The sequence below is a fragment of the Marinobacter sp. AC-23 genome (genome assembly GCF_001858325.1).
Taxonomy (GTDB): domain Bacteria; phylum Pseudomonadota; class Gammaproteobacteria; order Pseudomonadales; family Oleiphilaceae; genus Marinobacter.
Window position 1 is genome coordinate 75,307 of the sequence record NZ_MBPP01000034.1, and the last position, 19,369, is coordinate 94,675.

General features: G+C 54.5%; 18 protein-coding genes and 1 pseudogene. 15 read left to right on the plus strand and 4 right to left on the minus strand.

Features of this window, described 5'->3' with window-relative positions; genetic code table 11:
* The first annotated feature begins 7 nt into the window (after window positions 1-7).
* From lepB to pdxJ, 6 genes and pseudogenes are all read left to right on the plus strand, one after another.
* A complete protein-coding gene (gene lepB / locus BCA33_RS12150) occupies window positions 8-787 on the plus strand; it encodes a signal peptidase I (RefSeq protein WP_071266189.1) in 780 nt (259 codons plus the stop codon).
* A gap of 27 nt (window positions 788-814) precedes the next feature.
* On the plus strand, window positions 815-1,204 hold the full coding sequence (locus BCA33_RS12155; RefSeq protein ID WP_071266191.1) for a DUF4845 domain-containing protein: 390 nt from the start codon (window positions 815-817) through the stop codon (window positions 1,202-1,204).
* Window positions 1,201-1,890 carry a ribonuclease III gene (gene rnc, locus BCA33_RS12160; protein ID WP_071266193.1) on the plus strand — a complete coding sequence of 230 codons (690 nt, stop codon included), beginning with the start codon at window positions 1,201-1,203 and terminating at the stop codon, window positions 1,888-1,890. The genes BCA33_RS12155 and rnc overlap by 4 nt, the downstream gene beginning before the upstream one ends.
* Window positions 1,890-2,807 (plus strand): GTPase Era, encoded by a 918-nt coding sequence (era, locus tag BCA33_RS12165; RefSeq protein WP_071266195.1) that lies wholly within the window; start codon window positions 1,890-1,892, stop codon window positions 2,805-2,807. Before rnc ends, era begins: the two co-directional genes overlap by 1 nt.
* Window positions 2,808-2,832: 25 nt before the next feature.
* Window positions 2,833-3,561: a DNA repair protein RecO gene (gene recO, locus BCA33_RS12170; protein ID WP_071266197.1), complete on the plus strand. Its 729-nt coding sequence runs from the start codon at window positions 2,833-2,835 to the stop codon at window positions 3,559-3,561.
* A pseudogene (pdxJ, locus tag BCA33_RS12175) lies at window positions 3,551-4,290 on the plus strand (pyridoxine 5'-phosphate synthase). The gene recO and the pseudogene pdxJ overlap by 11 nt, the downstream one beginning before the upstream one ends.
* Before the next feature lie 28 nt (window positions 4,291-4,318).
* Here the strand turns inward: pdxJ and BCA33_RS21835 are convergent.
* The 3 genes from BCA33_RS21835 to BCA33_RS21845 form a co-directional block, all read right to left on the minus strand.
* Window positions 4,319-5,134 carry a response regulator gene (locus BCA33_RS21835; protein WP_254774358.1) on the minus strand — a complete coding sequence of 272 codons (816 nt, stop codon included), beginning with the start codon at window positions 5,132-5,134 and terminating at the stop codon, window positions 4,319-4,321.
* Between the two features lie 20 nt (window positions 5,135-5,154).
* Window positions 5,155-6,072 carry an ATP-binding protein gene (locus BCA33_RS21840; protein WP_254774359.1) on the minus strand — a complete coding sequence of 306 codons (918 nt, stop codon included), beginning with the start codon at window positions 6,070-6,072 and terminating at the stop codon, window positions 5,155-5,157.
* Between the two features lie 131 nt (window positions 6,073-6,203).
* Window positions 6,204-7,193: a histidine kinase dimerization/phospho-acceptor domain-containing protein gene (locus BCA33_RS21845; protein ID WP_254774360.1), complete on the minus strand. Its 990-nt coding sequence runs from the start codon at window positions 7,191-7,193 to the stop codon at window positions 6,204-6,206.
* Window positions 7,194-7,416: 223 nt separating this feature from the next.
* Between BCA33_RS21845 and cysM the strand changes: the two genes are divergently transcribed.
* The 5 genes from cysM to BCA33_RS12205 all read left to right on the plus strand — a co-directional run bounded on the left by cysM (window position 7,417) and on the right by BCA33_RS12205 (window position 13,308).
* Window positions 7,417-8,310 carry a cysteine synthase CysM gene (gene cysM / locus BCA33_RS12185; protein WP_071266199.1) on the plus strand — a complete coding sequence of 298 codons (894 nt, stop codon included), beginning with the start codon at window positions 7,417-7,419 and terminating at the stop codon, window positions 8,308-8,310.
* 26 nt (window positions 8,311-8,336) lie between these two features.
* Complete coding sequence (gene rlmD, locus BCA33_RS12190) at window positions 8,337-9,686, plus strand: 23S rRNA (uracil(1939)-C(5))-methyltransferase RlmD (protein WP_071266201.1); 1,350 nt, start codon at window positions 8,337-8,339, stop codon at window positions 9,684-9,686.
* A gap of 58 nt (window positions 9,687-9,744) precedes the next feature.
* Window positions 9,745-11,985 (plus strand): GTP diphosphokinase, encoded by a 2,241-nt coding sequence (gene relA / locus BCA33_RS12195; protein WP_071266203.1) that lies wholly within the window; start codon window positions 9,745-9,747, stop codon window positions 11,983-11,985.
* Complete coding sequence (gene mazG / locus BCA33_RS12200; RefSeq protein WP_071266205.1) at window positions 11,982-12,839, plus strand: nucleoside triphosphate pyrophosphohydrolase; 858 nt, start codon at window positions 11,982-11,984, stop codon at window positions 12,837-12,839. The genes relA and mazG overlap by 4 nt, the downstream gene beginning before the upstream one ends.
* A gap of 124 nt (window positions 12,840-12,963) precedes the next feature.
* Window positions 12,964-13,308, plus strand: coding sequence for a pilin assembly protein (locus tag BCA33_RS12205; RefSeq protein ID WP_071266207.1), 345 nt, complete (start codon window positions 12,964-12,966; stop codon window positions 13,306-13,308).
* 31 nt (window positions 13,309-13,339) lie between these two features.
* Here the strand turns inward: BCA33_RS12205 and BCA33_RS12210 are convergent, their stop codons facing one another.
* The gene (locus tag BCA33_RS12210; RefSeq protein ID WP_071266209.1) at window positions 13,340-13,573 is read right to left on the minus strand and encodes a hypothetical protein; all 234 of its coding nucleotides are present in this window, start codon (window positions 13,571-13,573) and stop codon (window positions 13,340-13,342) included.
* A gap of 116 nt (window positions 13,574-13,689) precedes the next feature.
* Between BCA33_RS12210 and ppc the strand changes: the two genes are divergently transcribed.
* The 4 genes from ppc to tsaB all read left to right on the plus strand — a co-directional run bounded on the left by ppc (window position 13,690) and on the right by tsaB (window position 19,366).
* Window positions 13,690-16,335, plus strand: coding sequence for a phosphoenolpyruvate carboxylase (gene ppc, locus BCA33_RS12215; RefSeq protein WP_083394736.1), 2,646 nt, complete (start codon window positions 13,690-13,692; stop codon window positions 16,333-16,335).
* A gap of 65 nt (window positions 16,336-16,400) precedes the next feature.
* Window positions 16,401-17,774, plus strand: a complete 1,374-nt coding sequence (locus BCA33_RS12220; RefSeq protein WP_071266211.1) for an HDOD domain-containing protein — start codon at window positions 16,401-16,403, stop codon at window positions 17,772-17,774.
* Window positions 17,775-17,980: 206 nt separating this feature from the next.
* On the plus strand, window positions 17,981-18,634 hold the full coding sequence (gene adk, locus BCA33_RS12225; RefSeq protein WP_071266213.1) for an adenylate kinase: 654 nt from the start codon (window positions 17,981-17,983) through the stop codon (window positions 18,632-18,634).
* A gap of 33 nt (window positions 18,635-18,667) precedes the next feature.
* Window positions 18,668-19,366, plus strand: coding sequence for a tRNA (adenosine(37)-N6)-threonylcarbamoyltransferase complex dimerization subunit type 1 TsaB (gene tsaB, locus BCA33_RS12230; protein ID WP_071266215.1), 699 nt, complete (start codon window positions 18,668-18,670; stop codon window positions 19,364-19,366).
* Window positions 19,367-19,369: the final 3 nt, after the last annotated feature.

The following is a 19,369-nucleotide window of genomic DNA, read 5'->3' on the forward strand; positions in this document are numbered from 1 at the left end:
CACCTTGATGGATATTGATTTTCCGCTGATTCTGGTGGTTTTGACCTTTGCGTCAGGGCTGATCTGGTTGGCAGATATACTGTTTTGGCGTAAGTGCCGTCTTGCAGCGACTCCGGCGGATGTTTCCGATGATGGAGACGAGCCCAAAGAGCCCTACCTGGTTGATCTTAGCCGTTCGTTTTTCCCGGTACTGGTGGTGGTGTTAATCCTCAGGTCGTTTCTGGTGGAACCTTTCCAGATACCCTCGGGCTCTATGTTGCCGACGCTGGAAGTTGGTGACTTTATACTGGTCAACAAATATGCCTATGGGCTGCGCTTGCCAGTTGTTGGAACCAAGGTTCTGGACATTGGGGATCCGGCCCGGGGTGACGTGATGGTATTCCGCTACCCCAAAGATGGCGAAACCAACTACATCAAGCGCGTGATAGGCCTTCCGGGCGACACGGTACGCTACGACAACAAGCAGCTGTTCATTAATGATCAATTGGTTGAGAGTGAGTTTGTTGTGCGCCTGCCGCCGGTGGAAGTGCGCAAAGAAGACCTGGGCGCGGTGGAGCACGATATTTTCCTCACCATGGGACGCTCAGGTGCTGCCGGTGAGGGCGAATGGAAAATCCCCGAAGGCGAGTATTTTATGATGGGTGACAACCGTGACAACAGTAACGATAGCCGATACTGGGGCACGGTTCCGGATGAGTTGATTGTTGGCAGGGCGTTTGCGATCTGGATGCATTGGGAATCTTTCACCAGCTTGCCATCCTTTAAGCGTGTTGGCGGTATTGAGTAATTCTGACTATTTTGGAGTTCAGTTGTAATGAAGAAAAATAATCTCTCTGCCATGGGCCGCCAACGTGGCGCATCTGCGCTTGTTATCCTGATCATGGTGTTATTTTTCGGCAGTTTGCTCTCCCTGGCCATCAAGGTTGGGCCTGCGTACATGGATGACCTTACGATTCAGGAGGCCCTTGAGAGCCTGGATGGTACAGAGGGGTTGTCGCAAATGGGGCCGGCGCAAGTTCGCACATTGATCAATAAGCGCCTGAGCGTTAATAATATTCGCGGCTTTGACGCCAAGGATATTACGGTGGAGAAAGACGGCGGGATTGTGGTGGTCAATGTGGATTACGAAGTTCGTAATAACCTTATCCGTAACATGGACACTGTGGTTCATTTTCAACACAGATATGAGATGAAGGGCAAGTGAGCTCACAGCCGGATCTAGATCAGTTACAGCGGCGCATTGGCTATCAGTTTAAGTCGCCAGAGCGTCTGATGCTGGCGCTTACACATCGCAGTTATGGCAACCAGAATAATGAGCGGTTGGAGTTTCTCGGCGATTCTATAGTGAACATGGTTATCGCAGAATACTTGTTCCTGAGCTTCGACAAAGCCCGGGAAGGGCATTTGAGCCGTTTACGTGCTCGAATGGTGAAAGGCGTAACCCTGGCTGAGATTGGCCGGGAGTTCGAATTAGGGAATTATTTGCGGCTGGGCTCCGGCGAGCTGAAAAGCGGTGGTTATCGCCGAGAGTCTATTCTTGCTGATGCGGTGGAGTCTGTTATTGGGGCCATTTATCTCGACAGTGATTTTTACACATGTCGGGAGCAAGTGTTGCGCTGGTTCGAACACCGGTTAACACAGCTCGACCTTCAGGATACCCAGAAAGACCCCAAGACCCGCTTGCAGGAGTATCTGCAATCGCGGCAATTCCCCTTGCCAAGGTACGATGTTATTTCTGTGGATGGAGAAGCTCATAACCAAACATTTCATGTGTCCTGTGTGTTGCAGTCGCTGGATCGCAAAACCAGTGGCGTTGGCAGTAGCCGCCGCGTAGCGGAGCAGGAGGCTGCCCGTAGCGCGCTGAAACAACTCGGCGTGGAGACACCCTGATGAACGATATTACCCGTCCGGAGAACCCCGACAGCCGTTGTGGCTTTGTGGCCATTGTTGGTCGCCCCAATGTAGGCAAGTCGACGCTTCTGAACCATATTCTGGGCCAGAAGCTGAGCATTACATCCCGCAAACCACAAACCACGCGCCATAAAGTGCTGGGAATTAAAACTGTGGGCCTTGTGCAGGCGGTTTATGTGGATACACCTGGGATGCACGTGGAAGAGCCCAGAGCTCTGAATCGTTACATGAACAAAGCAGCTACTTCGGCGCTCTCTGGCGTGGATGTGGTGGTATTCGTGGTAGACCAACTCGCTTGGACCACTGCCGACGAGATGGTACTGGAAAAACTCAGCAAGCTGTCGTGCCCGGTTATTTTGGCCGTGAACAAAGTGGATCGAATTGAAAAGCGGGAAAACTTGCTGCCGCATCTGGACATGCTTTCCAGAAAGCGCGAGTTTGCGGAAATCATTCCTATGTCAGCGCTGAAGGAGACCAACCTGGAACCGCTAGAAGAAGCAGTTGGTCGCTTTTTACCGGAGAGTGTCCATTTCTATCCCGATGATCAGATAACCGATCGGAGCGAACGCTTTATGGCTTCGGAAATGGTGCGTGAGAAAATCACCCGCCAACTCGGGGCTGAGCTGCCTTATTCTGTTGCGGTAGAAATTGAAGAGTTTAAACGCGACGGTAAGACGCTGCACATTTCGGCGCTGATCCTTGTGGAACGCGAGGGCCAGAAAAAAATCATGATCGGTGACAAAGGCGATAGGCTACGAAGTATCGGTCAGGATGCCCGAGCCGATATGGAGCGCATGTTTGACAGCAAGGTTATGCTGCGGCTTTGGGTGAAAGTGAAGCGTGGCTGGGCAGACAGTGAGCGTGCGCTGAAAAGCTTGGGCATGAACGACCTCTGAGGCCACTATGCCCCCTGAAGCCTCTATGAGAGGAGCGCAGGAGCAAGAGCCTGCTTATGTGATTCACCGCCGGCCCTGGCGAGAGACCAGCCTGATGGTTGATCTGTTTACCCTCAATCATGGCCGCATATCCGTGGTTGCCCGCGGGGCCAGCCGTAACAAAAGCTCTCTGAAGGCACAGCTTCAGCCCTTTCAGCCTTTATTGTTGGGCTGGGTGGGGCGTAGCGATCTGAAAACCCTAACCCAAGTAGATGTGTGCGATGGCCCGGCGTTGCATCGCACCGTGTCCCTGTACAGCGGCTTGTACCTGAATGAGCTGGTGCAGCGGGTATTGCCGCAAGCAGATCCTCACCCCACACTATTTGCCGCTTATATTGAAGCCCTTGCGCTGCTTGCAGAAACGTCAGATGTAGAGCCGGTATTGCGAAAGTTTGAGCAGTCGTTCGCTGCGGGCCTGGGCTACGATTTTGCATGGGATCTGGCTACAGATACCGGCCAGGCCGTCTGTGCCACTCGGACCTATTGCTACGACCCTGAACAGGGTATTGTCACCGCAACCTCTGCTGGTGTGCGGTTGCAAAACCTGCCGGGCGAGGCGCTTCTGGCCCTCGCCGGTGGCGATTTTGAAACGGTTGCAAGCCGCCGGGTGGCGAAGCGGGTTATGCGCGTACTCACAGATTACCTGCTGCAGGGGCGTCCATTGAACAGTCGCAGTCTTTTCACTCACAAAAGGGGAGAACGACATGAATCCTAGAGTTTTGCTTGGCGTCAACATCGATCATATTGCCACTTTACGAGAGGCTCGGGGCACGCGTTATCCCGACCCGGTACAAGCTGCCCTGATGGCGGAAGAGGCAGGTGCAGACGGCATTACGATTCACCCGAGGGAAGATCGGCGCCATATTCAGGACCGTGATGTGTTGCTGCTCAAGGACGTGCTGCAAACCAAAATGAATCTCGAAATGGCGGTTACCGACGCCATGCTGGAGTTTGCCGAAAAGGTTAAGCCTGAGTGTGTGTGCCTGGTTCCGGAAAAGCGCGAAGAGTTAACTACGGAAGGTGGCCTGGATGTTGAAGGCCAGGAAGAACGTGTGGCGAATGCTTGTGAGCGCCTTGCCAAATTAGGCGCAGAGGTGTCCCTCTTTATCGATCCGAATCGCGCGCAGATTGATGCAGCTGCGCGCTGTGGCGCTCCGGTTATCGAGCTGCATACAGGTGAGTATGCGGAGGCCGTGGGTGCCCAAGCCCAAGATGTGGCGTTTAATGCGCTGGCAGATGCAGTGACTTACGCCCGCAAAAAAGGCTGATCGTGAACGCAGGCCATGGCCTGAATTATCACAACACTGAGCGAATTGCTGCGATTCCTGGCATCAACGAGCTCAACATTGGTCACGCGATTATCGCCAGGGCTGTGTTCTGTGGTTTAAAAGAGGCCGTCCGGGATATGAGTGCCATTCTTGATCGGGCTCGTGGCCGAGCCTGAGCTGTATGGGGGCAGTGTAGACGCGCCCTCAGTTGGTTTCAGCCTGCGGGCGGTGCTGCCGGAACATCTGTTGCCAGTCGGTCTGGTCACTCCAGATTTGCAGGCGCTCGATGGCTGAGGCCAACTGGTTTTTCAGCAACTCCATGTCCGGTGCTGAGCACTTGAGAGCCGTTTCCAGGCGATTTGCCGCCGAGCGAAGCTCCGGTACCCCGCAATAACGTGTGGCGCCGTGCAGCTTATGCACGCACTCCAGCAAGCTCTTCAGATCGTCCCTGTCCCATAGCCGCTCAATGGTGTTGAGGTCTGTAGGGAGCTGCTCCAGAAGCATGCTGAACAACTCTTCTGCGAGGTCTGCCTTGCCCGCCGCCAACTGAATACTCTCTTTTACACTCACGCAGTCCCGTTGCATTTTGCGGGTTGAGGGCCGCAAAGCGCGCCTTGTATCCCGCACCTCTGATACAGAAATTCGGCCAAGCTCACCGGCACTCTGGCATTCATAGCCGGTACATTCGAGTATGGTTTCAGCAAGCTGCGCACTGCTGATGGGTTTGGGCAGATAGCCATCAAAACCCTGCCGAGTCAGGCGCTCCTGCTCATCTGCCAGCGCGTGCGCGGTGAGTGCGATGATCGTTGTTCTGTGGCTGTTGTTATCCATTTCACGAAGGCGGGCCGTGGTTTCCACGCCATCCATGCCCGGCATTTGAAGGTCCATGAAAACCAGGTCAAAAGACTTTTTCCGGGCTTTGCTCAAGGCTTCAAAGCCGCTTGATGAACCTTCGGCTTGTATCTGGTAGTCCTGTAGCAGGGTCATAACCAGTTTCAGGTTGGCTTCGTTGTCGTCCACAGCCAGCACTCTGGGCGTATTTACGGGAGCCGGGAGCGCGCCACATGATCCTGGCGTGAAATGCTCAGGCCTGAGGTGTTGATGCCGTGCACCAAAAGAAGCAACTCGTCATAAAGCGCCTCACGGCATACCGGCTTGGTCAGGTGGCCACTGGGCAATCCTGACAACGGCGTATCGTGAGTTTCCAAGGTAGGGGTCAGCAGCAGGGTGCGGCAGTCACGCTCAATCTCCAGGGCCCGCACCAAGCTACAGTACTGGTTTGAGTTCAGCAGGTGCCGGGTAATCCCGATAATGGCGGCGGCATAGCCTGACTGGCTCTTCTGTGCCTCTTCAACCTTCTCTTGCATGGCGCCAGGGGACGATACGCGATCCACGGTCATGCCCCAGTCACGCAAAATGTGCTCAACCGAAAGGCCGCAGGTTTTCTGATGTTCCAGATAAATAACCCGCTCACCTCGCAGGGCATCTCGTGGGGCGATCACGTCTCCATTTGAGGAAAGTTCGGGTGTAAGGGTAAACCAGAAAGTAGAGCCTTTTCCCAACTCACTTTGCAGGCCAATCTTGCCGCCCATTTCTTCTACCAGGCGCTTGGATATGGCCAGGCCAAGGCCCGTGCCTCCGTACTGTCGCGCCGTTGATGCGTCAGCCTGGCTGAATGCGTTGAACAGAGACTGCTGCTGCGCCCGGGAAAGCCCCACGCCAGAATCGGTAATGCTCAAGCGCAGGGTCACGCGGTTACTTTCTTTGTCTTCATCTTCAAGGCTTGCGCGCAGCACTACTTCGCCGGTCTGGGTAAACTTGATGGCGTTGTTGACCAGGTTGGTAATTACCTGCTTTACCCGCAAAGGGTCACCCATGATGTTGTCCGGCACGTCGTTGTACACCAGAGGGACAAGATCCAGATTTTTGCTGTGGGCGGCAGGTGCCAGCATAACCATGACTTCTTCCACGATATCCCTGAGCTGGAAAGGCACGCGGTCGAGGATCAGCTTGCCGGCTTCAATCTTGGAGAAGTCCAGAATATCGTTGATGATGGTAAGTAGAATTTCCGACGATTTGCGAATGGTGCTCAGATGATCCGTTGCTGGCGAGGCAGGGGGCTTTTGAGCAGTAACTCGGTAAAGCCGATAATACCATTGAGTGGTGTTCGGATTTCGTGGGACATGTTCGCCAGGAATTCAGACTTGATGCGGCTGGCCTCAAGGGCTTCTTTGCGCGCAAAGTCCAGCTCGATGTTCTGGATTTCAATGGTTTCCAGCGTTTCTCGCAGGTCTTCGGTGGCTTGGTCAATATTCTGCTGCATCTCGGCCTGGGCTTTGCTCAGCTCGCCTGCCATTGCGTTTAAGCCAGACTCCAGCTGCTCGAACTCCGGGCCTGCACCTGTATGGATACGCGTATCAAGCTTGCCTTCTTTCAGCTTTGCCACGGCCTCGTTAAGCTCGAAAACTGGCCCGGTAAAGGCCCGGCTCAGCCGAAGTGCGATCACAAGGCTGAAAATAACGCCACCGAGTATCAACAGCAAAGAGATCAGTAGTGCTTTGTAGGTCTCTTTTTCGGTGCGGGTGTGAGACATCTCCACGGCTACCCACCCTAAAGGCTCGCGCTGCTGCGACGCAGACTGCCGGGTGTCCGGATCCAGCATATTTTGAACCATCAGTTCTTGCAGGAAAGCGGGTGTAACAAAACGAGTGCTGGTTTGTTTGGCAATACGGCTTGCCTGTTCGCTAGCTAATTCTTTGCTATCAAGATTGTCAGAGCCGCCTGGGCCAGTATGTAACAAGCGACGTCGGTCGCTGTCGAAGAATGTAATTGAGCGTACATCCTGTTCCTCCAACAAAGCGTTAGAAAGGCTGCTTAACAGGCTGCGATTGGCAGTGAACAGACCGTATTCGGAGCCGGCAGCAAGTTGGCGTGAAAGCGATTCGCCGCGATCCTGCAACAGGCTTTCAATATTGCTGATCCAGCTGTAAGTAAAGAACAGCCCTAGCATCAGTGTTGTAATAAGTGTGGGAACCAGAGTGACCACCAACACTTTTTTGCGAATGCCCCACCGCCGCATACGAAATTCCTGAAAAATAACTTAACGCCGCCTGCAGGGGCGGGTTGCGTCCTTGTAATGGTAGCTCATGCTGGCGCAGATGATTTTCGTATGAGTGCCGACTGAGCTAGAAAATACATGATCTATATAGCCCCCAGTCATGGTTTTAGCGAGAAGCTGTATTGGGCGACCGAGGCCATAAGGCGTATCATGCCAACGCAAAAGTGTACCACAGGGTTCTCATATGCATTTTCCTACAATTGAAGATTATGTCGGGCATACGCCTTTGGTTAGGTTGCAGCGCCTTCCGGGCGATACCAGTAATGTAATTCTGGCAAAGCTGGAGGGCAATAACCCCGCCGGTTCTGTAAAAGATCGGCCCGCCATGGGGATGATTCAGGAGGCTGAACGCCGCGGCGAAATCCGCCCTGGCGATACGCTGATTGAGGCAACCAGTGGCAATACCGGTATTGCGTTGGCCATGGCTGCGGCCATTAAAGGTTATCGCATGGTGCTCATTATGCCGGCCAATATGAGCGAAGAGCGTCGGGCCTCCATGCGCGCGTTCGGGGCGGAAATTATTACTGTCAGTCAAGAAGAGGGCATCGAAGTGGCACGGGACATGGCCCTGAAAATGGAGGCAGACGGCAAGGGCAAGGTACTTGATCAGTTTAGTAACCAGGACAATCCGCTATCGCACTACAGAACCACGGGCCCGGAAATCTGGGAGCAAACCAAAGGGCGGGTAACCCACTTTGTAAGCTCGATGGGAACTACGGGGACTATCATGGGTGTGTCCCGGTATCTTAAGGAGCGTAATCCCGATATCAATATCATTGGCTTGCAGCCAAAAGAAGGTGCCTCTATACCGGGTATCCGCCGCTGGCCGGAAGCCTACCTTCCCAGAATCTACGATGCGACACGTGTGGATCAGGTGCTCGATATCGGTCAGCAAGAAGCCGAGAACACGATGCGCGCTCTGGCAGAGCAGGAAGGGATTTTCTGTGGCGTGTCATCCGGAGGTTCCATTGCAGCGGCACTTCGGCTCTCTGCGCAGGTTGAAAACGCTATTATCGTAGCCATTATTTGTGATCGTGGCGACCGCTATTTATCCACTGGCGTATTTCCCAGCGCCTAAATCTGACGACACCAAGAGAACAGACTATGAGCAGACGACGCAGGAAGGTACTTCCTACGGAACCCGTGCGCTGTGATGTGGAAAGACTTAGCCATGATGGCCGCGGCATCGCTCATCAGGATGGCAAGGTCCAGTTTGTGGATGGCGCCTTGCCGGGTGAAACAGTGATGGCCAAGGTGGTGTCCACCCGAAGCAAGTTTGATGAACTGCGTACGCTTGAGGTTTTGGAGTCTGCGCCTGATCGCCAGAAGCCACCGTGTGAGTTTGCCGATCTATGTGGCGGATGCAGTCTTCAGCACATGAGCAGTGACGCGCAAATCCGCTTTAAGGAAAACACGCTGCGCGAACAGTTTGCGCATTTTGGTGGCATAGAACCTGAGGAGTGGATTGCCCCTCTGCGCCCGGACAGCAACTTGGGGTACCGCCGCAAAGCACGCATGGGCGTGCGCTATGTTAAAGCCCGGGAATCGGTGTTGGTAGGCTTTCGGGAGAAGCGCAACAGCTTTCTTACGGATATTGATCGTTGTGTAGTGCTGGATCCTCGCATCGGTGAGCGCATCGTTCCGCTGCGCGAACTGTTGCATAGCATGGATGCCTATGCCCGCATTCCCCAGGTTGAAGTTGCCTGTGGCGACGATACTGCAGCGATGGTTTTCCGCAACATGGACGGCCTGAGTAGTAGCGACCGAGAAAAACTGATTGCCTTTGGCCAGGCCCACGAACTGCATATTTATCTGCAGCCAAAGGGGCCGGATACGGTTCACCGTATCTGGCCGGAATCGTCTGGCCGGGATGATGAGCGCCTTAGTTATCGGCTTGATGCATTCGATCTCACCATGAAATTTCATCCCATGGACTTTACGCAAGTCAATGCAGACATTAACAAGGTCATGGTAAACAGGGCGGTGGATTGGCTGGATATACAGCCAAATGAGCGAGTTCTCGATCTGTTTTGCGGGCTGGGAAACTTTACGCTGCCTCTTGCGCGTAAGGGTGGCCAGGTTATTGGCGTGGAAGGCGATGATGCTATGGTTGTCCGGGGGCGGGAAAATGCGGAATTGAACGGGCTGACGAATGTTGCGTTCCATGGCGCGGATCTGCACGGTGACTTTACCGGCCAGAGTTGGGCGCAAGAGGGCTTTGATAAAATTCTTATTGACCCGCCGCGCTCCGGTGCGGAGGAAATCTGCAAATACCTGACCGCGTTCGATGCAAAGAGCATTGTGTATGTCTCCTGCAATCCCGCCACTCTGGCCCGGGATGCCGGCGTGATGGCTCGTAACGGCTATCGGTTGGTGCGCGCCGGTGTGATGGATATGTTCCCTCATACCACGCATGTGGAGTCTATTGCGCTGTTTGAGCGCGACTCTCACTGAATGTTGTAGTGGGCAGCAAGGGATTGCTGCGTGAATCACCAGGAATTTCAAAACAGATATGGTAAAAGTTCGCGAAGACTACGCAGTGAATGGCGACGGCCAGATCGACATCGAGTGCTGGGTACAGCACATTGCCGCGCAGACTCATCTGGATGATGTGGAACAATTTCGCCGGGCCTGTGAAAAATCCGCAGAAATCGATTTGCAGGCTTTCCGTGAAGACCGTTTGTGGGCGCCCGGCTCCAGTAGCTTTCGTATTGGCATTGAGATGGCTCAGGTGCTGGTTGAATTGCGACTGGATCAAGCCAGCCTCGTTGCTGCGATTCTCTATCGAGCTGTTCGGGAAGAGCGGGTTACCCTCGAGTCCATACGTAAGGAATTCGGTGACGAGATAGCCGGGCTGATAAACGGCGTGCAGCAGATGGCGGCCATCTCATCCATACATCATCCCCTTAAAGGCAATGTGCTCGGCCAGAGCGAAGGCCAGCTGGACAACGTCCGTAAAATGCTGGTTACCATGGTCGATGATGTCCGGGTTGCCTTAATAAAGCTTGCTGAGCGAACCTGCGCCATTCGTGGTGTGAAGACTGCGCCTGAAGAAAAACGCATGCGCGTGGCCCGGGAAGTGTTCGATATTTATGCGCCACTGGCCCATCGCTTGGGTATAGGGCACATCAAGTGGGAGCTGGAAGATCTCTCGTTCCGTTACTTGCACGAAACCGCGTACAAAAAAATTGCCAAGCTCCTGGATGAAAAGCGCCTCGACCGGGAAGGCTATATCCGTCGTGTTATCGCGACGCTGCAAGCGGAGCTGAAAACCTCCGGAATTGAAGCCGAACTTTCTGGCCGCGCCAAGCATATCTACAGCATTTGGCGGAAGATGCGCATAAAGGGCATAGATTTCTCCCAGGTATACGACATAAGGGCCGTGCGCGTTCTGGTGCCGGAAGTGCGGGATTGTTACGCCGCCCTGGGGATTGTGCATACGCTCTGGCGTCACATTCCCAATGAGTTTGATGATTACGTTGCCAACCCCAAGGAGAACGGTTACCAGTCCCTGCACACAGCTGTGATTGGGCCAGACGGCAAGGTCATGGAAGTCCAAATCCGTACCCATGGCATGCACGAAGATGCGGAGCTGGGCGTGTGCGCGCATTGGCTCTACAAAGGCACCGACAAAAGCAATAAATCGTCTGGCTATGATGCCAAAATCAACTGGTTGCGCCAGGTGCTGGAGTGGCAGGAGGAGTTGGGTGACCTCTCCGGGCTGGCGGATCATCTTAAATCCGATATCGTTTCGGACAGGATCTATGTTTTCACGCCCGATGGGCATGTTGTTGATTTGGCGCAAGGGGCTACGCCGGTTGATTTTGCCTATCGGGTTCACACTGAGATCGGCCACACTTGCCGTGGCGCGCGGGTGAATAGCCGGATTGTTCCCCTGACCTACCCGTTAAAGACGGGGGAGCAGGTATCCATTCTTACCTCCAAAAATAACCCGGCACCTAGCAGGGACTGGCTAAACCCCAGCCTTGGCTATATTCATACATCCCGCGCCCGGGCTAAGGTCACTCACTGGTTTAAACAACAGAATCGCGAGCGAAACGTAACGGATGGCCGTGCCATCATTGATGACGAATTCCGGCGCCTGTCGCTGCACGATGTGGATTTGGGCGATCTTGCGGTAAAAGTGAATTATCACAGTGCCGAAGATATGTTTGCCGCAGTGGGTGCGGGCGACCTGCGCCCTGCACATGTGGCCAACGTCGCCCAGCAAATGCTCGAGCCAAAGTCCGAGCAGCTTGATTTGAAGCTGACGGCCCAGCGGCGTAAGCCGTACGATACGGAATCGGACATCCAGATAGCGGGTGTGGGCAAGCTGAAGACCCAGGTAGCCAAGTGCTGCAAACCACTGCCAGGTGATGCCATTGGCGGGTATATTACGGTTGGGCGGGGTGTAACCGTTCATCGCCAGGATTGCTTTACGTACCTCAATCTGCAGGAGGTGGAACCAAACCGAATCATTGAGGTGAGTTGGGGCGGTCAGCAGGCGTCTGTTTATCCGGTGGACATCGAAATTGAGGCCTATGACAGGTCGGGGCTGTTGCGGGATATCACACAGGTGCTGTCGTCGTCAAAGAGCGATGTTCTGTCACTTCATACGGTGACTAATCGTGATGACAACACTGCAACCATGATCGTTACGGTGGAGATTTCCAGTCTGGAACAGTTGGCGCGGTTGCTGGCACAGGTTCGCAACCTTCCTAATGTTATCGACGTCAGGCGCAAGCGCTCATGAACTACTCTATTGACGATCTGAAAGTACTGATGGCCCGGCTGCGAGACCCGGAAACAGGCTGCCCGTGGGATACCAGGCAAACGTTCAAAAGCGTTGTTCCGCACACTCTGGAAGAGGCCCACGAAGTGGCGGATGCCATTGAGCGTGAGGACTATGACAACCTGGAGGATGAACTGGGCGACCTGTTGTTTCAGGTGATTTTCTACGCCCAGATAGGTGCAGAAGAAGGCCGTTTCAGTCTTGATACCGTGGTTGACAAACTGGTGCGCAAGCTTGTGCGTCGCCACCCACATGTGTTTCCCGAAGGTACGCTGGAAAGCCGTATCGATCCGGATAATCGGCCCAATGAAGCCTGGATCAAAGAAAGCTGGGAGCGTATCAAAGCAGAGGAGCGGGCTCAAAAACACGTGGAAAATTCACAGACCGCAGCGACGCCAAGCCGGTTGGATGGCATCGCCCGAGCTCTGCCGGCGATGGTGCGTGCGGAAAAACTGCAGAAACGGGCTTCAAGGCACGGTTTTGATTGGCCCGATATAGAGCCGGTATTCGATAAGCTCCATGAAGAAATCGACGAGCTGAAGGAGGCCTGGCAGGCCGCCCAGTCCGGGCAGGGTGGTCACGATGCCGTTGAAGACGAGTTGGGTGACTTGCTGTTCGTTTGCGTGAACCTCGGCCGCTTCATGAAAGTGAATCCAGAGCAGGCGGTTGGGCGCACCAACCACAAGTTTGAGGCGCGCTTCCGGGCCATTGAGCAGGCTCTTGAGCGCGAAGGTCGCTCTTTTGACGACGAGACTCTCGAGGCACTCGATGAGATCTGGCAATCGGTTAAGGGTGTGGAAAAGAAAAGCGGGTAGCGTGAGTAGGTACAATCCGTTACCAAATGCCGAGGTTTTCACTCCTGAGCTTCGTCTACACTTGCTGAAGCATGGGCGCTTTTTGTGCGCTGTGGCCACCAACAGAACGCAGGAGTCAGGCTCGATGAAAATCAAAGATCTGGTCAGTTACTGGGACACGCACGCAAGAGGTAGGCTTACCCAGGATGCTTGCTCTATAGCTTTGTCTGACCAGCATCACTGGCAGCTTGAAGAGCTGTCGGCCATGTACCCCCTGAAATCGTCACAGGACCTGATGCGCGACCTGATTTCCGCAGCACTGGACGAGATAGAAACCGAGTTCCCCTACGTTCAGGGCGCACAGGTAGTCGCCTACGATGAGGACGGCTTTGAAATATATGAAGACAAGGGGCTTACTCCGGAGTTCGTGCACCTTAGTCAAAAACATATCAAGCGCTTGAAGGCCCACCAGCCCGAAGCTGTAACCTGATTGCGTATCATCAGGTAAGAGCCTGAGGCCCTTACCCGTTTTGCTTATCCAGCTTTTCTTTTAGCAGGCCCTGACTGGCCAGGTCGTCCAGTGCAGCGGCAACCATGTCGTTAAGAATGTCGCTTTCGCTGCGGTCAGGGTAAAGTTCGGCCAACGCAGCTACTCTGGCTGCGTCCTCCAGAGGGAGCCTCAGGTTGTAGTCGTGAGTGAGCTCTGCGGGCTCTTTCTGTTGCGTCCAGTGCTTGGGCAGATCTGTGACTTTCATGGTGGCTCCTATTCAGTTGCGGGCGCTGTTGCGGCTTTAAACGCCAATAGACTTTTCCGATGGTTCCTTAGTATCGTTAGTTTACTTTGTCTTCGTCAATTCATAAGGGCGCCAATGTGACCAAGCTACACCCTGATCTCCGTGAAAATGTCCGCATGTTGGGCGAATTGCTGGGCCAGAGCATCCAGCGCCACCCCGGGCAAGACTGTTTTGACCGAATTGAGGAAATCCGGGCTGCCGCCAAATCTGACCGTCGGCAGGAGAGCGGCTCCGGCCAACGCCTGGTCAGTCTTCTCGGCAAATTGAGCGATGACGAGCTGCTGCCTGTCACCAGAGCGTTTAATCAGTTTCTCAACCTTGCCAACCTGGCTGAGCAATACCACGGCATTCGCCGCAAGCGGGATCATCATTCGGATCTCACGGTTGAGTCGCTGTCGGATGTATTCGGTCGCCTGAAAACCAGCGGCGTTAGTGCCGAAGCGCTGCATCAGTGTGTGGCAGGTATGCGAGTGGAGTTCGTGCTAACGGCACACCCCACCGAAGTGGCACGCCGCACACTGATCATGAAATACGATGAAATGTCGGATTGTCTGGCCAGCTTGGACCACACCGACCTATTGCCGGCTGAAAGAGACGCGATTATAGAGCGCTTGTCCCGGCTTGTTGCAGAAGCCTGGCATACGGATGAGATCCGCCATGAGCGCCCCACCGCGGTCGATGAAGCCAAGTGGGGATTTGCGGTTATCGAAAACAGCCTTTGGCAGGCGTTGCCTCGATTCCTTGATGATCTTGATACATCGCTTCAGGAAGCAACGGGGAAAGGGCTTCCTTTGCAGGCTTCACCTGTGCGCATTGCGTCCTGGATGGGCGGCGACCGTGACGGCAACCCGAACGTCACCCATCAGGTGACGCGAAAGGTCTTCCTGCTGGGGCGTTGGATGGCGGCGGATCTGTTTCTCCGTGATATCCAGTCGCTAAGGGCGGAGCTCTCCATGTGGCAAGCCAGCGATGAGCTGCGCGGTCTTGCGGGCGACTCTCGGGAACCATACCGTCATGTACTGGCGGAGCTGCGGGATCGACTTATCAAAACCCGGGACTGGGCTGAAGCCTGCGTGAATGGTGAGCCTGCCGATACCAAGGGCATTCTTTTTGAAAACGAAGACCTGACGGCTCCGCTTGAGCTCTGCTATCGCTCAATGGTGGAGTGCGGACTTGAGTATATTGCCAAGGGCGCATTGCTGGATACCATCCGCCGGGCCCATACCTTTGGCTTGCCCCTTATTCGCCTCGACATCCGTCAGGAAGCGACTCGCCACGCGGAAGCGGTGGCCGAAATGGTGGAGTACCTTGGTTTGGGCGATTACCTTTCCTGGCCTGAAAAAGACCGTCAGGCCTTTCTGGTGCGAGAGCTCCAGGGGCGTCGCCCATTGGTTCCCAGGAATTGGGAGCCTTCCGAGCTGGTGCGTGAGGTACTGGACACCTGCGAGGTGGTCGCGCAACAAACGCCAGAAGCTCTGGGTTCCTACGTTATCTCGATGGCCAGCAAGCCGTCTGACGTGCTGAGCGTCATCCTGCTTCTTCGTGAATCGGGCATGAAATTCCCCATGCGGGTTGTGCCTTTGTTTGAAACACTCGACGACCTGCGCGGCGCGCCTGAGAGTATGGCCGCCTTGTACGAGGTGGACTGGTATCGGGATTATTGCCAGGGGCGCCAGGAAGTCATGATTGGCTACTCGGATTCGTCCAAGGATGCCGGCCAGCTTATGGCAGCTTGGGCACAGTATCAGGCACAGGAAAAGCTCACTAAGGTGGCCAGCCAGTATGGTGTGCACCTGACCCTGTTTCATGGTCGTGGCGGCACCGTTGGCCGTGGCGGCGGCCCGGCTAACAGGGCAATTCTCTCCCAGCCTCCTGGTTCGGTAAACGGCAGTTTCCGTATCACCGAACAGGGCGAGATGATCCGGTTCAAGTTTGGTTTGCCTCAGCTGGCGGTGCAAAGCCTGACGCTATACACCACAGCGGTCATTGAGGCGACTCTGGCACCACCCCCTGAGCCTGAAGATAACTGGCGTGACACCATGGATTGGTTGACAGAGCGCTCGCTCAAAGCTTATCGGGAAGTGATTCGGGAAAACCCCGACTTTGTACCCTATTTTCGCCAGGTGACTCCCGAGCAGGCGCTGGGAAAACTGGCGTTGGGCAGCCGGCCTGCACGGCGCAAAGCCAGTGGTGGTGTGGAAAGTCTGAGGGCCATTCCGTGGATTTTTGCCTGGACTCAAATGCGGCTGATGTTGCCCAGTTGGCTGGGCAGTGATGTGGCGCTGGAAGATGCCGCCAAAGAGGGGCGCTTGCCGATCTTGCGTGAGATGATGCACGGCTGGCCGTTCTTCCGCACTTATGTAGATATGCTCGAAATGGTTCTGGCAAAAGCGGATCTGCGCATCGCCAGCTATTATGAAAAGACTCTGCTGGACGACGACAAGCTCCGAACACTGGGGGCCAGCTTGGGCGCCCGCCTTGAAGGCTGCGTTCAGCGCCTGCTGGAGCTCAAGGAACAGAGTAAGTTGCTGGAGGGTGAGCCCGTGTTTGCTCACTCCATGCGTGTGCGCAACCCCTACACAGATCCTTTGCATTACCTCCAGGCGGAATTACTGAAGCGTGACCGGGAAAGTGAAGGTAAGGGCGAGGTGCCGGAGCTGGTAGAGCGCGCGCTTAAGGTTACAATGGCGGGAATTTCCGCCGGTATGCGTAACACAGGTTAAAGCCACCGGGTACAGGTTTAGGGGAGGCTCGATCCATCCCCACCATGGATAACAGGAGTATTCTTGTGGCTCTCGCAGTGCGACTGGAGCGGTTTTTAAATCAACAAGGTATAGCTTACAAAGAGCTGCCGATAACCAAGGCTGCCAGCCTGGATGAAGCCGTGTCTGCTTTGGGGCAGCCTCGGGGTGATGTTATCAAGGCAACCCTGCTGATTGATATCAGTGGCATTTTGATGGTGGTTCAGAGATACGACAGCACCCTTGACACAGAGGCACTCCTGCAAATGACGGGCCGCCACCTTCAGCCTCTCACCGAACGCCAGGCCGTGCGGTTGTTCGGTGATTGTGACCCTGGGTTTACGCCGCCCATCGGTAATGCCTACGATATGTCCGTGTTACTGGATGATGATGTTACGCAGGCCGAGCGTGTGTTGTTTTCCAGTGGCACAAACCACTCATTCATAGAAATGAATGGCAGCTCTTTGCGCTTGGCAATGTCCGGTTCCCGGGAGGGGCATTTGGCCATTCGCGGTTCCGGTAATAATGTAGTACGAGACGCGCTGACGCTGGCAGATGTAGCCAGTAAACTGAAAAAGCTGTACCGGTTGCCGCCCATGCCAGCATTGGCTTTGCGTATTCTGCGGTTAACCTCAAACACCGAGGCCACAGCCCGTGAGCTTGGAGAGCTCATAGAGTTTGACCCCAGCCTTACGGCGCAGGTTATGCGCTATGCTCGCTCGGCCCTATTCAATTACCCGGGCCAAATCAACTCTGTTCAAGAAGCGGTAACCCGAGTGCTGGGTTTTGATCGCGTAGCCCATATTGCTTTGGGCATTGCTTCGGTTCGGGCGTTCGATGTACCCAAGGCAGGCATGTTGGGTATGGATAACTTCTGGCGGCATTCATTGTATTGTGCTTTTGTTTGCCAGCGTTTGGCGCCTCGTTGTGGTGCAGACAAAGGCTTAGCGTATCTTTGCGGTCTGTTGCACAACTTTGGTTTGTTGTTGGTAGGCCATTTGTTCCCGGCAGAGTTCAAAGAGCTCAACCGGCTGCGGGAAGCCAATCCCGAAACCAGTATGCAATCGCTTGAGCAGCAGGTGTTCGGGCAGGGCGGTGAGCAGGAAATTCTTGCGGTAGGCCATGGCGCCATTGGCGGCATCCTGCACCGGTTATGGGAGTTGCCTGACCCTGTTATTAAAGCAGCAGGCGTGCACCAGTACCCGGGTTATCAGGGAGAGCATGAGAACTACGTAATGATGGTTCAGTTGGCTAACGCGCTACTGAAAGGGCGGGGTATTGGTGATGAATTTAATTCCGATAATATTCCCGCATTGCTGCACGGATTAAAGTTGGAGCCTGCTATCGTGGATGAATTGTTGTCTGAAATCGATCAGGTTGCACCGGAGCTGGATGCTCTGGCTTCGTCCTTGATCACCTAACGGCGCTGCCTCCGGTTTCGGTTACATATCTGTTTTCTGAAGATGATACGGAGGTCGACTTTCTCTGAGGTGTCTGACTTCGTATAATGCGCCATCGCCGATTTCGGCTACTATCTCTTCCAGAGTGAGAGGTTGTTGCAAAGGCATAGGTTTTTGCCACAGCTTTTTAAATTAAACGATAATGACGAAAACGGGAGCACAACGGTATGCGAATCATCATGTTAGGCGCGCCAGGCGCGGGGAAGGGCACCCAGGCCCAGTTCATTACTGAACGCTTTGATATTCCCCAGATTTCCACCGGTGACATGCTTAGGGCTGCGGTGAAGGCCGAGTCTGAGCTTGGCAAACAAGTTAAGGAAGTGATGGCGACGGGCGGTTTGGTGTCTGACGACATCATTATTGCGCTGATTGAAGAGCGGATTCAGCAACCGGACTGCAAAAATGGTTATCTTCTGGATGGCTTTCCCCGCACCATACCTCAAGCTGAAGCCTTGAAAAACCAGGGTATTGTTATCGACTACGTGGTCGAAATCGCTGTAGATGATGAAGAGATTGTCAGCCGTTTGTCAGGGCGCCGAGTGCATGAAGGCAGTGGCCGTATTTACCACGTAAAATACGATCCGCCCAAAGTGGAAGGTAAAGACAACGAAACCGGCGAGCCGCTGATGCAGCGTGCAGACGACAAAGAAGAAACCGTCCGCAAGCGCCTGGGGATCTATCACGAGCAGACTGCGCCTTTGGTCGGTTACTATCAGGACCTGGCAAAAAATGAGCCTGAGCTGGCGCCTGAATATGTGCGCGTAGAAGGTGTGGGCAGTCTCGACAGTATTCGCGATCAGATTCGCGCTAGCCTGAAATAACTCACCTATGTTCTACCGAGGCCATTCACGCCTGTGAAACTATTGGCACTGGACACCTCTTCCGAAGGCTGCTCGGCAGCCCTTTTTGTTGATGGCGATGTTATCGAGAAGTTTGAGATTGCCCCAAGAGGGCATACTCGCCTGCTAATGCCGATGGTTCGTGAGTTGTTGGCGGAGCAAGGGCTTAGGCCAAACGACCTGGATGCGCTAGCTTTTGCCTGCGGCCCAGGGTCTTTTACCGGAGTACGCATCGCCACGGGTGTGATTCAGGGGCTGGCGTGGGGGCTTAGTCTTCCGGTCGTTCCTGTTTCTTCGCTGGAAGCCGTTGCCTTCGGCGCTATTGAAGCTATGCAGGTAAGCGAGGGTGGAGGTATTGCTGTCGCCTTTGATGCCCGCATGAGCGAACTATATTGGGGTTGCTTTCGAAACCGTTCAGGTCTTCCCGAGTTGCAAGGCGAAGAGCGAGTTTGCCCGCCCTCCAATGTTGTTTTGGAAGCCGACATTACGCGCTGGGATGGCGCCGGCCGGGGTTGGGCCTTTCGGGCAGATATGCCTGAAGAGGTATCAAGCAAAATCAACTCAGTGGACGAAACCCTTATTCCGCGCGCAAGTTGGGTTGCACGCTTGGCGGCTGTAAAGTTCGATAACGGCCTGGCAGTGCCCGCAGAGCAGGCGCAACCGGTATACATTCGCGACGAAGTTGCCTGGAAGAAGCTGCCAGGCCGCAGCTAATTT

Excerpts from the sequence above, each read along its gene's own strand:
- cysM (WP_071266199.1), top strand. The coding sequence starts at position 7,417 with ATGCATTTTCCTACAATTGAAGATTATGTCGGGCATACGCCTTTGGTT.
- BCA33_RS21845 (WP_254774360.1), bottom strand. The coding sequence starts at position 7,193 with ATGCGGCGGTGGGGCATTCGCAAAAAAGTGTTGGTGGTCACTCTGGTT.
- mazG (WP_071266205.1), top strand. The coding sequence starts at position 11,982 with ATGAACTACTCTATTGACGATCTGAAAGTACTGATGGCCCGGCTGCGA.
- BCA33_RS21840 (WP_254774359.1), bottom strand. The coding sequence starts at position 6,072 with ATGGTTATGCTGGCACCTGCCGCCCACAGCAAAAATCTGGATCTTGTC.
- adk (WP_071266213.1), top strand. The coding sequence starts at position 17,981 with ATGCGAATCATCATGTTAGGCGCGCCAGGCGCGGGGAAGGGCACCCAG.
- lepB (WP_071266189.1), top strand. The coding sequence starts at position 8 with ATGGATATTGATTTTCCGCTGATTCTGGTGGTTTTGACCTTTGCGTCA.
- era (WP_071266195.1), top strand. The coding sequence starts at position 1,890 with ATGAACGATATTACCCGTCCGGAGAACCCCGACAGCCGTTGTGGCTTT.
- recO (WP_071266197.1), top strand. The coding sequence starts at position 2,833 with ATGAGAGGAGCGCAGGAGCAAGAGCCTGCTTATGTGATTCACCGCCGG.
- BCA33_RS12205 (WP_071266207.1), top strand. The coding sequence starts at position 12,964 with ATGAAAATCAAAGATCTGGTCAGTTACTGGGACACGCACGCAAGAGGT.
- relA (WP_071266203.1), top strand. The coding sequence starts at position 9,745 with ATGGTAAAAGTTCGCGAAGACTACGCAGTGAATGGCGACGGCCAGATC.
- BCA33_RS12210 (WP_071266209.1), bottom strand. The coding sequence starts at position 13,573 with ATGAAAGTCACAGATCTGCCCAAGCACTGGACGCAACAGAAAGAGCCC.
- rlmD (WP_071266201.1), top strand. The coding sequence starts at position 8,337 with ATGAGCAGACGACGCAGGAAGGTACTTCCTACGGAACCCGTGCGCTGT.
- BCA33_RS12155 (WP_071266191.1), top strand. The coding sequence starts at position 815 with ATGAAGAAAAATAATCTCTCTGCCATGGGCCGCCAACGTGGCGCATCT.